13 protein-coding genes and 1 riboswitch are annotated in these 14906 nt (G+C 62.5%); of the genes, 5 read left to right on the top strand and 8 right to left on the bottom strand.

Annotated features, from left to right (window positions below; translation table 11 throughout):
- Positions 1 to 27 precede the first annotated feature (27 nt).
- Together C0V73_RS16725 and leuD are read left to right on the top strand one after the other, a co-directional pair.
- A complete protein-coding gene (locus C0V73_RS16725) occupies positions 28 to 258 on the top strand; it encodes a hypothetical protein (RefSeq protein ID WP_102021121.1) in 231 nt (76 codons plus the stop codon).
- Positions 259 to 428: 170 nt separating this feature from the next.
- Positions 429 to 1034, top strand: a complete 606-nt coding sequence (leuD, locus tag C0V73_RS16720) for a 3-isopropylmalate dehydratase small subunit (RefSeq protein WP_102021120.1) — start codon at positions 429 to 431, stop codon at positions 1032 to 1034.
- A 58-nt stretch (positions 1035 to 1092) separates the two neighbouring features.
- On the opposite strand, the gene C0V73_RS16715 is transcribed toward leuD, so the two are convergent.
- Positions 1093 to 2025 carry a pyridoxal-phosphate dependent enzyme gene (locus C0V73_RS16715; protein WP_102021277.1) on the bottom strand — a complete coding sequence of 311 codons (933 nt, stop codon included), beginning with the start codon at positions 2023 to 2025 and terminating at the stop codon, positions 1093 to 1095.
- A 177-nt stretch (positions 2026 to 2202) separates the two neighbouring features.
- Here C0V73_RS16715 and leuB point away from each other — a divergent pair, with 177 nt between their 5' ends.
- Entirely contained in the window at positions 2203 to 3315 is a 1113-nt protein-coding gene (gene leuB / locus C0V73_RS16710; RefSeq protein WP_102021119.1) for a 3-isopropylmalate dehydrogenase, read from the top strand.
- Between the two features lie 316 nt (positions 3316 to 3631).
- Positions 3632 to 4504, top strand: coding sequence for an RNA polymerase factor sigma-32 (locus C0V73_RS16705; RefSeq protein ID WP_102021118.1), 873 nt, complete (start codon positions 3632 to 3634; stop codon positions 4502 to 4504).
- Between the two features lie 67 nt (positions 4505 to 4571).
- Here the strand turns inward: C0V73_RS16705 and C0V73_RS16700 are convergent, their stop codons facing one another.
- The 4 genes from C0V73_RS16700 to thiB form a co-directional block, all read right to left on the bottom strand.
- Positions 4572 to 6071, bottom strand: a complete 1500-nt coding sequence (locus C0V73_RS16700; RefSeq protein ID WP_102021117.1) for a M48 family metalloprotease — start codon at positions 6069 to 6071, stop codon at positions 4572 to 4574.
- 249 nt (positions 6072 to 6320) lie between these two features.
- Entirely contained in the window at positions 6321 to 7064 is a 744-nt protein-coding gene (locus C0V73_RS16695) for an ATP-binding cassette domain-containing protein (RefSeq protein ID WP_102021116.1), read from the bottom strand.
- On the bottom strand, positions 7054 to 8712 hold the full coding sequence (gene thiP / locus C0V73_RS16690; protein ID WP_102021115.1) for a thiamine/thiamine pyrophosphate ABC transporter permease: 1659 nt from the start codon (positions 8710 to 8712) through the stop codon (positions 7054 to 7056). The genes C0V73_RS16695 and thiP overlap by 11 nt, the downstream gene beginning before the upstream one ends.
- 6 nt (positions 8713 to 8718) lie before the next feature.
- A complete protein-coding gene (thiB, locus tag C0V73_RS16685; RefSeq protein WP_102021276.1) occupies positions 8719 to 9744 on the bottom strand; it encodes a thiamine ABC transporter substrate binding subunit in 1026 nt (341 codons plus the stop codon).
- 45 nt (positions 9745 to 9789) lie between these two features.
- Positions 9790 to 9906: riboswitch (TPP riboswitch) on the bottom strand.
- A gap of 152 nt (positions 9907 to 10058) precedes the next feature.
- Between thiB and C0V73_RS16680 the strand changes: the two genes are divergently transcribed.
- Positions 10059 to 11810, top strand: a complete 1752-nt coding sequence (locus C0V73_RS16680; protein WP_245408010.1) for an ABC transporter ATP-binding protein/permease — start codon at positions 10059 to 10061, stop codon at positions 11808 to 11810.
- A 19-nt stretch (positions 11811 to 11829) separates the two neighbouring features.
- On the opposite strand, the gene C0V73_RS16675 is transcribed toward C0V73_RS16680, so the two are convergent.
- The 3 genes from C0V73_RS16675 to C0V73_RS16665 form a co-directional block, all read right to left on the bottom strand.
- The gene (locus C0V73_RS16675; protein ID WP_102021113.1) at positions 11830 to 13659 is read right to left on the bottom strand and encodes an ABC-F family ATP-binding cassette domain-containing protein; all 1830 of its coding nucleotides are present in this window, start codon (positions 13657 to 13659) and stop codon (positions 11830 to 11832) included.
- Between the two features lie 4 nt (positions 13660 to 13663).
- Positions 13664 to 14317, bottom strand: a complete 654-nt coding sequence (locus C0V73_RS16670; RefSeq protein WP_102021112.1) for a thiamine diphosphokinase — start codon at positions 14315 to 14317, stop codon at positions 13664 to 13666.
- A 223-nt stretch (positions 14318 to 14540) separates the two neighbouring features.
- Entirely contained in the window at positions 14541 to 14831 is a 291-nt protein-coding gene (locus tag C0V73_RS16665; RefSeq protein ID WP_102021111.1) for a cold-shock protein, read from the bottom strand.
- Positions 14832 to 14906: the final 75 nt, after the last annotated feature.

Below are 14906 nucleotides of genomic sequence, written 5' to 3'. Positions count from 1 at the left end.
CCTTGCTCTTCGAGAAAGGACACGATCATGCAGAATTTCCGCTCCGCCGCCTATGCCATTGCTGGCCTCGCTTTTGTCGGCCTCGCAGCCGCTTTCGCGGTTTCGCTGACGCTCCTGATTGGTGCACTGCTGACCGTGACGCTCGGCGCCCGTATGCTTATGGGCAAGACGAAGCGCGCACCTGTTTACGTCAAGGCGAAGCGTCGCGACGACGTGCGCGTCTGGAACGATGGCAAGGGCACGATCATCGATCTTTGATCGAGCTCCAGCTTGATCGGTCCGCTCACCCGTGTCGCGGGTGAGCCTCGGCTAGCGTGGGTGCGCACCGACGCAACCGGCCGCCGCTACAAGATTCTCCTTCAATTTCGTCCAATTTTGCTCTAAGGGCGGGGCATTACACGCGCATTAGCTAGATCGAAGGCAGACTGATGGACAAGTTCGTAAAGCTTACCGGTGTCGCGGCACCGCTTCCGGTCGTCAATATCGACACGGACATGATCATTCCGAAGGATTACCTGAAGACCATCAAGCGCACCGGTCTCGGTGCTGGCCTCTTCGCTGAGGCACGCTTCAAGGAAGACGGCTCGGAAAATCCGGATTTCGTCCTCAACAAGCCCGCTTATCGCAACGCTCAGATCCTCGTTGCCGGCGATAACTTCGGTTGCGGTTCCTCGCGCGAGCATGCCCCGTGGGCGCTGCTCGACTTCGGCATCCGCTGCGTGATCTCCACGTCGTTCGCCGACATCTTCTACAACAACTGTTTCAAGAACGGCATTCTGCCGATCGTCGTCAGCCAGGAGAACCTGGACAAGCTGATGGACGATGCCAGCCGCGGTTCGAATGCCGTGCTGACGGTCGACCTGGAATCCCTGGAAATCACCGGTCCCGACGGCGGCAAGATCTCCTTCGAGATCGACGCCTTCAAGCGTCACTGCCTGCTGAACGGTCTCGACGATATCGGCCTGACGCTTGAAAAGGCCTCGAGCATCTCGACCTTCGAGCAGTCCAATGCCGCCCAGCGCCCTTGGGCCTGAGATCATCTAACAAGATGAAATGATGAAGCCGGGCTCACGCCCGGCTTTTTCTTTGGCTTCAAAGGAAGCGCGTGCGCCAAGCTTCAAGGGCGGCAAGCGACACGCCGATCCCGCCACAGACCTCGATCAGCGGTGCCTTGAAGCGCGACAGCCTATCCGCATGCACGTCCGCCACGGCCAGTGCTGCGCCGCAGGCTGGTTCGACCAGGATCCGCTGCGCATCTGCAAACTTCAGGCAAGCGGCAACGGCCTGCGCATCCGTCACCGTGACGCTTTCGATCGGATGCGTTTCAAGAAGGTCGAAGACGTGTTGTGCGATCTGGCGCGCACCCAGTGAATTGGCGATCGAGGTGATCGCCGGAAGCGTCACACGCGCCTTGGCGGCCACTGCTGCGTTCAGCGAGGCAGCCCCTTCCGTCTCGACGGCAATCACTGGCACGTCGCCCAGGCCATTGCGCTTCAGGCCTTCCACGATGCCGGCCAGCAGTCCGCCGCCGCCGACACTGGTGACCACGCAGTCGAATTCGGCGCCTGATTTGACCACCTCGTCGATAAGCGTCGCATGACCTTCCCAAAGCAGCGGATGGTCATAGGGGTGCACATAGGCCGCCTTGCGTTCGGTCGCGAGGGCTACGGCATGGGCGTTGGCTTCATCGAAGACCGAACCATGCACCAGGACCTTGGCGCCGGTTGCGGCGATCCGGGTGCGAACCTCGGGCGACGTCGTTTCCGGCACGACGATGGTCACCGGTACTCCCAGGGCCTTGCCGGCGACCGCTGCCGCGATGCCTGCGTTGCCGCCGGACGCGCAGAAGATTTCCTTCGCGCCCTTGGCGACTTCATGCTGGCAGAGCAGGCCCACGCCGCGCAGCTTGAAGCTGCCGGAGGGCTGCAAGGCATCGAGCTTCAGCCAGAGCGACAGACCGCTCTCGCTATAGTCGGCCGCGGTGCGCAGAAGCGGGGTTTCAATGTGCAAGGGAGAAAGAGGCATGGTGAACTCGAACATGCTGGAGGGATGCTGTCTTTTGGACCTCGCCACCCGACGGGTCAACCGACAAAAGCCTCTGCGACGGTGCCGCGAACCGTACCGTTTCCGGCCTATCTCGCTTGAAAAGGCCTAGCCCCGCGCGTAAGAAACCGCGACTTCTTTTTCGAGTGGAGGGTTTCCATGACGGCTCGCAATCTTCTCCTGCTGCCCGGTGACGGCATTGGCCCCGAGGCCATGGCTGAGGTCCGCAAGATCATCGCCTACATGAACGAGGCGCAGGGCGCCGGCTTCGTGACCGACGAAGGTCTTGTTGGTGGTTCCGCCTATGACGCGCATGGTGCGGCGATTTCGGAAGAAGACATGGCGAAGGCGCTGGCCGCGGACGCCGTGCTCTTCGGTGCGGTCGGCGGCCCAAAGTGGGACGACGTGCCCTATGACGTGCGCCCGGAAGCCGGTCTCCTGCGCCTGCGCAAGGATCTCGAACTTTTCGCCAACCTGCGTCCGGCGATCTGCTACCCGGCGCTCGCCAATGCGTCGTCGCTGAAGCCTGAGCTTGTCGAGGGTCTCGACATCCTTATCGTTCGCGAACTGACCGGCGGCGTCTATTTCGGCGAGCCGAAGACGATCACCGATCTCGGCAACGGCCAGAAGCGCGCCGTCGATACGCAGGTCTACGATACCTACGAAATCGAGCGTATCTCCGCCGTTGCCTTCGAACTGGCCCGCACCCGTAACAACCGCGTCTGCTCGATGGAAAAGCGCAACGTCATGAAGTCGGGCGTGTTGTGGAACCAGGTCGTGACGGCGACGCACAAGGAGAAGTTCTCCGACGTCAAGCTCGACCATATGCTGGCCGATGCCGGTGGCATGCAGCTCGTCCGTGCGCCGAAGCAGTTCGACGTCATCGTGACCGACAACCTGTTCGGCGACATGCTTTCCGACGTGGCCGCCATGCTCACCGGTTCGCTCGGCATGCTGCCCTCCGCCTCGCTCGGTGCGCCCGACGGCAAGACGGGCAAGCGCAAGGCACTCTACGAGCCGGTACACGGTTCGGCGCCTGACATCGCGGGCCAGGGTATTGCGAACCCGATCGCCATGATTGCCTCCTTCGCCATGTGCCTGCGCTACTCCTTCAACATGGTGGCTGAAGCCGACCGTCTGGAGAAGGCGATCGCCAACGTGCTTGATCAGGGCGTGCGCACCGGCGACATCATGGCAGACGGTTGCCGCCAGGTCGGCACCGTCGAGATGGGAGATGCCATCCTTGCCGAGTTCAAGGCGCTTTCCGCCTAAGCCAGGTCTTCCAGCTTCAATCAGACGGCGCGGGGCAACCCGCGCCGTTTTGCGTTTCCAGGTCTTTGCAGCGCTCAATCGGCCCCAATTCTCAATTCCGCGTGATCACCCCTTCTCGACAGAAGGTCGCACCCCCACCGGCAATCCGATGTCGCATGGGGCGCGTAATACTGGTCAGACAAGCAGATGAGAGCGACGCAACTACCACCGCGTCCGGCATTCGTTGGAACCTGACCGACGTTCACTCGTTCAGGAGACAATGCCGGCAAGATGGCCTGCAAGAGGCCTGCGGTCCAAGAGACCATGGAGATGTCCGATGAAAGCCACATCCGCTGACAGACACATCATCAAGTATGCCATGTCGCAGCCCTACCTGGAGCGTGAGGAAGAACTCGATCTCGCGATCCGCTGGAAGGAGCACGACGATCAGGGTGCCCGCAATCGCATTGCCCAGGCCCATATGCGCCTGGTCATCGCCATGGCGTCGAAGTTCCGCGGCTTCGGTCTGCCGCTCAACGATCTGATCCAGGAAGGTTATATCGGCCTTCTTGAAGCGGCCGCTCGTTTTGACCCCGGCCGGGAAGTCCGCTTCTCGACCTATGCCGGCTGGTGGATCCGCGCTTCCATGCAGGATTACATCCTGCGCAACTGGTCGATCGTCCGCGGCGGTACGAGCTCCAGCCAGAAGGCGCTGTTCTTCAACCTGCGACGCCTGCGTGCCAAGCTCGCACAGGGTGACAACCGCCTGTCGGATCAGGCGATCCATCAGGAGATTGCCACGGCCCTGGGTGTAAGCCTTTCGGACGTGCAGTCAATGGATGCCCGTCTTTCCGGCAATGACGCGTCTCTGCAGACGCCTGTCGCCGGCCGCAATGGTGAAGGCACTGAGCAGCTGGAAATGCTGGAAAGCAAGGAAGCTCTCCCCGATGAGCAGGTCACATCGATCATCGACGGCGAACGCTGGAACGGCTGGTTAAGGGATGCGATGAACCGCCTCAACGAACGCGAAAGCCGGATCATCAAGGCCCGGCGCCTGACCGAAGACGGTGCTACTCTGGAAGAACTGGGGGCCGAGCTCGGAATTTCCAAGGAACGCGTTCGCCAGATCGAGACGCGGGCTCTGGAAAAGCTGAAGGTCGCCCTGACCGACAAGGCGCCGACTTCAGCACGGTTGGAAATGGCCTATTGAGACCCAGATGAGCAGACAAAAAAGCCGGCCTTCGTGCCGGCTTTTTTGTTGGCCGGTGCTAAGCCAATCACTCGGAGATGATCTTCACCCGCATGCCCTGGCTGACCGTCGAGGTCGGGCCGAGCGCATTGATCAGGCGGAAGAGTTCGAGCTTCCGGTCAGTGCCCATCATCCGCGCGGACAAGGTGCCGATGCTGTCATTCGCCCCGACAGTTACGACGCGAACGCGCAGTGGCTTCAGGGATGCGGCTTCCTGCGAGGTGATGCGGCGGAAGGATGCGCGCAGCTGGGCGGCCGTCGTCTCCAGAGCCGGGCTGCCTTTGGGCACGGCCGTCAGGAAGCGGAAGATCTGCGGACCGATGCGGATGACGGTGATGTCGAAGTCCCAGCGGTCAGCAGACGCGCGGGCCGTGGCTGCTTCGAGACCGTTAACGGTGATCGTGCGGATCGTGTCGGGCAGCAGGCCGGTTACCCACCCGCTCGAGATATAGTTCGGCAGGCTGATCTTCTGGCTGTCCGCCACGCCGTCAAAGCGGATCGCGACATCACCCGGGCCTGTGGCCAGGACCGCTTCGACCTTGTTGTCGATCTGGAACCCGACCGGCACATCAAAACGGATGCCGAGCTGCCCGTGCAGGAAGGTCTGGCCCCGCACGAAACCTTCCTGAGGACTGTCGCCATAGAGAAGGCCGTCGATGCCGTTCAGGTAATAGTCGCGCCCGGTTTCGCCATGGGTGCCTTCCGGACCGAAGGCGCGGGCGTGGCGTTTGGCCAGCTCGACGCGCTGGGGAGCGTTGGGGTGGCTCGACAGGAAGTCGAGGCTCTGGTCGGCATCGGGGTCGACGGAGGTGAACTGGCTGTAGCGCGCCATGGAATCGAGGAAACGGGCGGCGGCATAGGGATCGTAGCCGGCTTCGCCGAGCGTGCGCACCCCGATAACGTCAGCCTGCAGCTCCTGCTGGCGCGAGAAGGCGGCAAGGCGCAGCTTGCCACGGGCGAGTGCCTGCTTGCCGGCAAGATCGCTGGACAGCACTTCGGCCACCACGCGGCTGGCTATCACTTCTGCTTCTTCGCGGCGCTGACGCTCAATGCCGTGATTTGCGGTGACGTGGGCCATTTCATGGCTGAGAACGGCTGCCACTTCCGAGGCGTCATTCGCCAGAGCGAGGAGACCGCGCGTCACATAGAGATAACCGCCCGGCAAGGCGAAGGCGTTGATTGCCGGAGAATTGAGGATGGTGATGCGGTAGGACTGGTTCGGGTTTTCCGAAACCGCCGTCAGAGCGCCGGCAATGCGGGCGACGAGACGCTCGGTCTTGGCGTCGGAATATTCCCCGCCATAGGAGGCGACGATGCGCGGATGCTCGCGGGCACCCATCTGAGCGCGCGGATCACCCTTCTGGACTTCATCGACGATTTGCGGATTGCGCGAAGGCGCGACGGACGGCTCATAGGCCTGTTCGAAGAGAGACTGGCAGGAGGAGAGCACCAAGCCCGCTGAGACGAGCGCGGCAACGCTCGACGCGAGCCTGAAGGGCCGGCGCCGCCGATACGTTTCGGCAGCCATCGCGCTGTTCCGGCTCAAAAACTGCATCCTGCCCCTTCACCCTGTGCCCAAACGATCGCCGATAGGCAGACCGCCGGGTGCAGCATCCAATTGCCTTCTGCCGGCATCGCGTAGCGCCGATCCGGCAGTCCTTCACATAATGCGAAAACGCCGCATGCTCCAGAAGATAGTCGCGCCATTTGAAATGACCAATGGTCTGACCGTAGGAACTACCATTCCCCACGCGCATGGCAGGCCTGGGCGACCAAATTAAGGCGATTGAGGTGCAAACGGTGGCGTGCCGAGGAAGTTCCCGACCGCTGGCAGGTCCCCCCGCGTCAGGAAAACGTCCTTCTGAGCATCGATGAGGACATGGCCATCTTCGATGAAAAGCACATGACCGGCGAGGCGATGGACATCGCGCGGATCATGGGTGACGAGAAGAATGGTGGCTCGTGTTTCGGCGTGGAGGTCAACGAGCAGTTCGACCATGGCGGCGCGCAGACCGGGGTCGAGAGCCGCAAACGGCTCGTCGAGCAAAAGCACCGGCCGATGCCGCACCAGTGCCCGGGCAAAGGCAGCCCTTTGCCGCTCGCCGCCGGAAAGGGAGCCTGGCAGCCGACGCTCATAACCTTCGAGCCCGACCCGCACGAGGGCGTCAGAAATTGCGTTCCGGTCAGCTGGCGTGAGCCGCAGAGCGGGATGGATGCCGAGGCCAATATTGGTGAAAAGGTCCAGATGGGAGAATAGGTTGTTGTCCTGGAAGACCAGCGAGATGGGGCGCTCTGCAGGGGCGAGTTCGGTGACATCGCGCCCGTCGATCAGAATTCGTCCGCTGTCCGGTCTCTCGAAGCCCGAGATCAGATTGAGTAAGGTCGACTTCCCCGATCCGGAAGGGCCAACGACGGCCGTGACCTGCTCCTCGTTGATACCGCAGTCGAAATGGAACCTGCGGCTGCCGAGCGTGTGGTGGACATCGGCGAGACGGATGTTGGTCGAGGGGTCATCGCGCATCGGGTGTCTCCCGCTCGTTTGCATTATTTCCTCTGCCGGGTGCCCCGATCATGGCCAGCACCAGGCAAATGGCGCCGAGCAGAAGGGCCAGCCCATCGGCATCGGTGCTGCGATAGCTGCCCATCCTGGAATAGATGAGGGCGGGCAGCGTGGTGATGTTTTCCGAACCGAACAGGGCCACTGCACCCAGGTCACCGAGGGACAGGGCCATCGCAAAGGCGAGTGCTGTCATGAGCGGACGCTTCAGCACCGGCCAATCGACGCGGCGCAGGCGTTGGGCAACATTGAGCCCAAGGCTTTCGGCTAGTCGTCCCGTGCGGTCCCTGTGTTCCCTGTAGGCGGGTTCCAGCACCCGCACCGCAAAGGGAAGTGCCATCAGCGCGTTGATCCCGGTCACGACGAAGGGTGCAAAGCTCGCGATATCACCTCTTGGCCTCAAGGCCAGGAACCATCCGGTGGCCAGCACGCTGGTTGGAACGAGCAATACCAGTGAGGAGACCGAGGCAAGGGCGAGGGACAGGAGACGGTTGCCGGCATGGGCATTCCGTGCACCCGCGATCTCGGCACGCGCGGCGACTGTGCCATAGGCAAGCAGGGTGGCGATCAACCCGGCCGCCAGAGCCACGCCGAGGCTGGTGCGTGCTGCTTGCTGGAACGCGTCCTGGGAGAGGAGCCGAAGGAGGTCGGCCTGGAGGCCTGAGACGATCACCTGGCCGAGCGGCAGGATCAGAAACATGGTGACCAGCAGGAGCAGGATGCCATCGGCAGCTCGGATCAACGGACGTCGCCCGTCGAAGCGCGTAAACGCGCGGCCGGTCGTGACGCCGGTGTCGGAGGCCGAGGGCAGAAGGCTCAGTCCGACGAGGATTGCACCCGTAACCGTGATCTGAAGCAGTGCCAGAGACACGGCGCGCTCCGGATCGAAGTCGAAACGCAGCGCCTGGTAGATGGCGACCTCGATCGTTGTCGCGGCCGGGCCGCCGCCGAAGATCAGGACGAGGGTGAAACTCGTGACGCAGAGCATGAAGATCAGGCCTGCCGCTCCTGGGATGACCCGCGCCAGCACCGGCCATTCGATAAAGCGGAAGGTGGACAGCGGCGAGAAGCCGAGGCTCGCCGACATGAGCCAGTATTCCGCCGGCACGCGTTCCAGAGCCGACAGCATCAGGCGCGTGGCAAGCGGCAGGTTGAAAAAGACATGAGCAACGATAATGCCGGTCAGCCCGTAGATCGAGATCGGCTGGGAGAGGCCGAGGCTGGTCAGGACATCGTTGATGATGCCGCTCCGGCCAAAGATGCCGATCAACCCGAGGGCGCCGATGAGAACGGGGAGGCCCATTGGGACTGCCATCAGACGGATCAGCCAGACACGGCCGGGAAAATCGGGCTGCCGGGCGAGGGCGCTGGCGACGGGCAGGGCGAGGCCGACGGAGATAAGCGTCGACAGGAAGGCCTGCCAGAGGGTGAAAGACAGCACCGAGCGGACGACGGGGTCGGCGAAGGCCTGGAGCAGGCCGCCGGACAGCCGTCCTGCGAGCAGGGCTGCGAGGGCGATACCGATGAAGCCCAGGACGACCGTCAGAACGAAAAGGCCGCCCGCGAGCGCGGGCAGCCTCCGTCGTTTCGACTGGTGAAGCGGGCGCAACATCCGGTGCTATTTCAACGTCATGGCCTTGAGCCACTCGTCGATCCACGCCTGACGGTTGGTGGCGACTTCGGCCGGGCTCATCAGGAAGGTGGTCTTGGGCTGAACGAGCTTGCCGAAAGCCTCCGGCAGGGGCTCGGTGGTCGCCGCGACCGGCATCATCCAGTTGTTGGTCGGGATAGTGTCCTGGAAGCCGGGCTGAAGCATGAAGGCGAGGAACTCGCGGGCGAGCTCCTTTTCCGGAGCGTTCTTCAGGAGGCCTGCGACCTCGATCTGGATGTAATGGCCTTCGGAGAATTCCGCCGCCTGATAGCGGTCGGTCTCTTCGGCGACCATGTGATAGGCCGGCGAGGTCGTGTAGGAGAGCACCATCGGCGCCTCACCCTTGGTAAACAGGCCATAGGCTTCCGACCAGCCCGGCGTCACGGTCAGGACGCGGTCCTTGAGCTTGGCCCAGGCTTCCGGCGCCTTGTCGCCATAGACCGACTTCACCCAGAGCAGGAGGCCAAGGCCCGGCGTCGAGGTGCGCGGATCCTGGATGACGATCTTCTGGGACGGGTCGCCTTCGACCAGGTCTTTCAGGCTCGTCGGCGGTGTCTTGATCGTTTCGGTGTCGTAGATCACGGCGAAGTGGCCGTAGTCATAGGGCAGGAAGACATCGTCGCTGAAGCCGCCGGGCACTTTCACGGCGGACGCAACGACGCCGTTTGCTTCGAATAGGCCGGTCTGCTTGGCTTCTTCAACGAGATTGGTGTCGAGCCCGAGCACGACATCGGCCTTCGACGTTTCGCCTTCGAGCTTGAGGCGGGTGAGGAGGGCGACGCCATCGGCGACACCGACGAATTCGACCGTGCAGGCGCAGGTCTTCTCGAAGGCTTCCTTGACCTTGGGGCCTGGGCCCCATTCGGAAATAAAGCTCTCATAGGTGTAGATGGTGAGTGTCTTGTCGGCAGCGGCTGCCGGCAGGGCAAGCCCGGTGGACAGGATGGCTGCGGCAAAGCCGGAGCGCAGGAATACGGCTAGATTTGACGGCATGACGCCCTCCTCCAAAAAACAATTGATGTCGGGATAGGGCGCTTTGCGAACGACGCGTCTAATCCCTCCGCCGGTCTTAACCGGATCAGGTTCCGCGGGTTGGCATCACTGCCTCTCAGCATTCCGGTCCCGAAGGATCGGAAGGCACCCCGTTAGAGCACGTTTGAGATAGCGCGCCGGCTGCTCTTGCGCAAGGTGCAGACAATCGGCCGCGGCGCGGTTGCTGTCAGGAAATCGTCAAGTCAGCCATGCTAGGAGGGCTGACACAGTCAAATGGCCTGGTGCTGATGGTGAATTCGAAATCGAGCGGTGGAATGGCGTTGGAGAGTTTTGTTGCCGAGGTCGAAGGCAGTCTGTGGCGCCAGCTCAGGATGGCTTCTGACAGTTTCTGGAAGTCTTCAGTCCGCAACCGGATCCTCGCCTTCACGTCCGCCCTCGTCATGGTCATCCTCGCGACCGCCTATGGAACGGTGGCGCTGAACCAGTGGAATGCCCCGTTCTACAATGCGCTGGAGAGACGAGACCTCACCGCCTTCCTGCTTGAACTGCGCAATTTCGCGATGATCGCGGGCGTCCTTCTCGTGCTCAACGTCATCCAGGCCTGGCTCAACCAGATGACGGCGCTCTACATGCGCGAAGGCCTGTCACGCGATGTCGTGGACCAGTGGCTGAATGGGGCAAGGGCCTACCGGCTGTCGATCTCGAGCCCGCTCGGGATCAATCCCGACCAGCGCCTGCATGAAGATGCCCGCAAGCTTGCGGAGATGACCACGTCGCTCTCGATTGGCCTGTTCAACGCCACGATCCTCCTGGTCAGCTTCATCGGCGTTCTCTGGAGCCTGTCGAGTGACTTCACGTTTCGCATCGGGGAGACCAGCTTCCAGATCCCGGGCTACATGGTCTGGGGTGCTCTCGTCTACGCGCTTCTCGCCTCGCTGCTCAGTCAACTGGTCGGCCGCAGCCTGTCGAAGCTCAATGCGGAGCGCTATGCCCGTGAGGCGAATCTGCGCTTCTCCCTGATGCGCGCCAACGAAAATCTGGAAGCCATCGCGCTCACGCATGGCGAAGAGACCGAGCGGCGCCATATCCACCAGTCACTCGACGGGGTGCTGGCCTCGATCCGGCATCTGGCCTTGGCGTTGACCAATCTGACCTGGGTGACCGCCGGCTTCGGCTGGCTTGCGATCATCGTGCCGATCCTGATTGCCTCACCCGCTTATTTCGCCGGGACCATCTCATTCGGTGGCTTGATGATGGCCGCTGCCGCCTTCACTCAGGTCTATTCTGCTCTGCGTTGGTATGTCGACAATTTCGGCGCCATTGCCGACTGGCGTGCAGCACTGATGCGCGTCACCGTCTTTCGGGCGGCTCTCACCAGCATGAGTGCGATAACGCCTGGGCCCGGCCGGCTGGAGCTGGCGCGCAGCGAGGATGGCATGCTCCGGCTGGAGAACCTGGAAATCTGCGTGCGTGTCCATGGCGACACCTGCGAGAGTGCCTTCCGGTTTCAGGAGCGCAATGTGGTCATCGCGCCGGGTGACCGCGTGATGATTAATGGCGATCAGGGTGTCAGCCGCAAGCTGTTGTTCCACGCCATGGCCGGCCTCTGGCCATATGGTGAAGGCCGGATTGTCTTGCCGGGGGAGACGGAGATCGTCTTTGTTCCGCAATCGGGCTACCTGCCAGAAGGCCGCTTGCGCAGCCTGCTCGCCTACCCCTTAGCCTCTGCGCAGTTTACCGACGCCGAAATGACCGAGGCGCTGAGGGCTGTCGGGCTTGCCGAGTTTGCGGATCGTCTCGATGAGCAGGCGCGTTGGGAGCGGGTGCTCGACAAGGACCAGCAGGTGTCGCTGGCATTCGCCAACATTCTCGTGCGTAAGCCGCGCTGCCTGATTTTGCAGGATGTGCTGGAGGGACTTGAGCCGGAGACCGTGGGTCGGCTGACGCCCCTGCTGGCCGGGATGAGCGAGACGACGCTGGTCTATCTCGGTCGCTCGACGGCCTTTGCCGATGCGACGGGCGCGAGGGTCGTGCATCTCGAGAAGACGGGAGTGGCTTCCGTCTGAGGCGGAAGCTTGGAAGAGCTCAGCCTTCCAGCTCCTCGCGCAGCATTTCAAGCTCCAGCCATTCCTCTTCCATGCGTGTGACATCGGCGCGCAGCTTCTCCATCTCGGCAGCGAGCTTGTTGAAGGTTGCGGGATCCTTGGTGAAGAGTTTGGGATCGGCCATTTTGGCTTCGCGCGCAGCGATTTCCTTCTCGGCCTTTTCCATTTCCTTCGGCAGGTTTTCGAGCGCGAATTTTTGCTTGAAGGAGAGCTTGCCCTTGCTGTTTGCGCTGCCGGCCGGCTTGCCGCCCGACGCTTCCTGCGCCTTTGCCTTCTCGGCCTTTTCAACCCGCTTGCGCTCGTCTTCGACACCCTTGCGCTGGGCGAGCATGTCCGAATAGCCACCGGCATATTCGATCCAGCGACCGTCCGGTGCGTCGGGATTGGCAGGCGCGATCGTCGAGGTGACGGTGCGGTCGAGGAAGTCACGGTCGTGGCTGACGAGGATCACGGTGCCGGTATAGCCGGCGACGATTTCCTGCAGCAGGTCGAGCGTCTCGATATCGAGGTCGTTGGTCGGTTCGTCGAGGATCAGGAGGTTCGAGGGCTTGGCCATGATCCGCGCCAGCATCAGGCGCGCGCGCTCGCCGCCCGAGAGATTGCGTATCGGGGTGCGGGCCTGTTCCGGCTGGAAGAGGAAGTCCTTCATATAGCCGGTCACATGCTTCTGCTCGCCGTTGACCAGCAGGTTCTCGCCGCGTCCGTCGGTCAGGTAATGGGCAAGCGTATCTTCCGGGTTCAGATCCTCGCGCTTCTGGTCCAGCACAGCAATCTCAAGATTGGTGCCGAGTTTTACCACACCCTCGTCCGGTGCGAGCTGGCCCGTCAGCATCTTGAGCAGCGTCGTCTTGCCAGCGCCGTTCGGGCCGATCAGACCGATGCAGTCGCCGCGATGCACGCGGATCGAGAAGGGGGCGACGATCGAGCGATCGCCGTAGGTCTTGATGATCTTGTCGGCCTCGATGACGAGCTTGCCGCTTTCCTTGCCTTCGGTGGCCGATGCCTGGATCGTGCCTTGCGGCCCCTTATGCCCGCGGTAATTGGCGCGCAGTGCCTGGAGATTGCCGAGGCGGCGCATGTTGCGCTTGCGGCGGGCGGTGACGCCATAGCGCAGCCAGTGTTCCTCGCGCTCGATCTGGCGGCCGAGCTTGTGCTGCTCGATCTCCTCTTCCTCGAGCACCTGGTCACGCCATTCCTCGAAATGTGCGAAGCCCCGGTTCAGCCGGCGCGACTGGCCGCGATCGAGCCAGACGGTGGCCGTGGAAATCTTCTCTAGGAAGCGCCGGTCGTGGGAGATGAGAACGAGCGCGCTGCGGCTCTTCGACAGCTCGCCTTCGAGCCATTCGATCGTTGGCAGATCAAGATGGTTGGTCGGCTCGTCCAGCATCAGGATGTCGGGCTCGGGCGCCAGGACCCGGGCGAGTGCTGCACGACGGGCTTCGCCGCCCGACAGTCGCGTCGGATCTTCCTGGCCTGTCAGACCGAGATGCTCCAGCAGATAAGTCACGCGATAGGGATCGTCGCCCGGCCCGAGTCCCGCTTCTGCATAGGCTTGAACGGTGGAATAGCCATCGAAATCCGGTGCCTGCTCCAGATAGCGGATCGTCGAGGACGGATGGCGGAACACCTCGCCGGACTGTGCTTCGACAATCCCGGCGGCAATCTTCATCAGGGTCGATTTGCCCGAACCGTTGCGGCCGACGAGGCATATCCGGTCGCCGGGTTCAACCTGCAGGCCGGCGCCTGCGAGCAAGGGCGTGCCGCCGAAGGAAAGCTGGATGTCATCGAGTTTCAGAATGGGAGGCGCCAAGGCTTCAGGCTCCGGAAAAATCATTGGGACGGGCGAGCAACATAGCCCGGCCACGGGAAAGCGAGACCGAGATCGGCCCCTCTGCGATGTTGGATATCGTGCGTGACGAGCCGAAGGGCAACCGGAAATCCTGAAGAGGATAGCGGGCATTGCGGATTGTCAGACCTTCAAGCGTGGTGAAGCCCAGCACGGAGAAAAGTGCGCCCTTAGGCAGCTCGAGCGCAAGCTCGCTCTGCTCGACAAACGGATAGGCCTCTTCCTCGCCGGAGGTCAGCACGACTTCGTAGCCGTCTTCGACCAGGCCGAGGGCGTTCAGATAGTGCTGCAGGGCATGGTCGGATCGTTCGCCACCCAGGGCGCCTGCGAAAATCAGGCGGGTGGCGCCGCGGGCGATTGCCTCGGCCACCGCGATCTCTCCGTCGGTCACGGCCTTGGCGGCAGGATAGGTTCGTCGTTCGACGGTCGGGAAACGTGCAATCAGGTCCGCGTCGCTGCTGTCGAAATCACCGACCCAAAGCTCCGGTGTCACACCCAAGTCTGCCGCATGGCGCATGCCGCTGTCGGCCGCAATGACGCGGCTACCATGCGTCAATGCCCGCAGGCGATCGGTGACGGTCAGGCTGCCGCCGAGCAGGAGGGTGAATGAGGTCGAAGTCATGCGCCAGCCCTTAGCGCATCTTCACGGAAAAGGGAAAGGTCAATGCGACAGTGGAGTGCTTGGGTGCCGGCAAATGAAAGGCCCGGACGAGGCCTTTGAGAGGCGATCCGGGCCCTTGGGTCTCAGCGCTTCTTGGTGGAAGACGCTTCGGCGCTTTTGATCTGCGTGGCAAAGGTCGATACCGGGGCAGCGGAGGCCTTCGGCTTGTCCTGCTTCGGCTTTCTTACTTCGCGGTTCGAACGCTGTTGGCCTTTAGCCATGATGTGCTTTCCTTCTTCGGGGTGTTGGCAGGCGCCGGTACCCGGGCAGATGCTTTGCTGCGGCTGGGATCGATGTCGGCTTCGGCGATGCAACGGTCGAAGCTCTCGCTTTCGAACCGAACGCGGTACTGGCGGCTTCCACCCGTCTCGGGCAGGGTTGCCAGCACCTTGCAGGCACCGTTGCTGCGAGCGAGACGGACGGGGCCGTCCTTCAGAACCACTGTGTCGCCAATGGAATAGACGTGTCTGGTCATGGGGTCTCCTGCAGCTGAGAAGCTGCGGTCGTGGCAGGCGTCCGATGACCTGCGGATCAGACGAAACGTCCTGCC

Origin of the sequence: Rhizobium sp. TH135 (assembly GCF_002855515.1) — a bacterium.
Taxonomy (GTDB): Bacteria; Pseudomonadota; Alphaproteobacteria; order Rhizobiales; family Rhizobiaceae; genus Allorhizobium.
The sequence above is the reverse complement of the archived record's forward strand: the minus strand, read 5'-3'. Positions and strand labels throughout refer to the sequence as shown.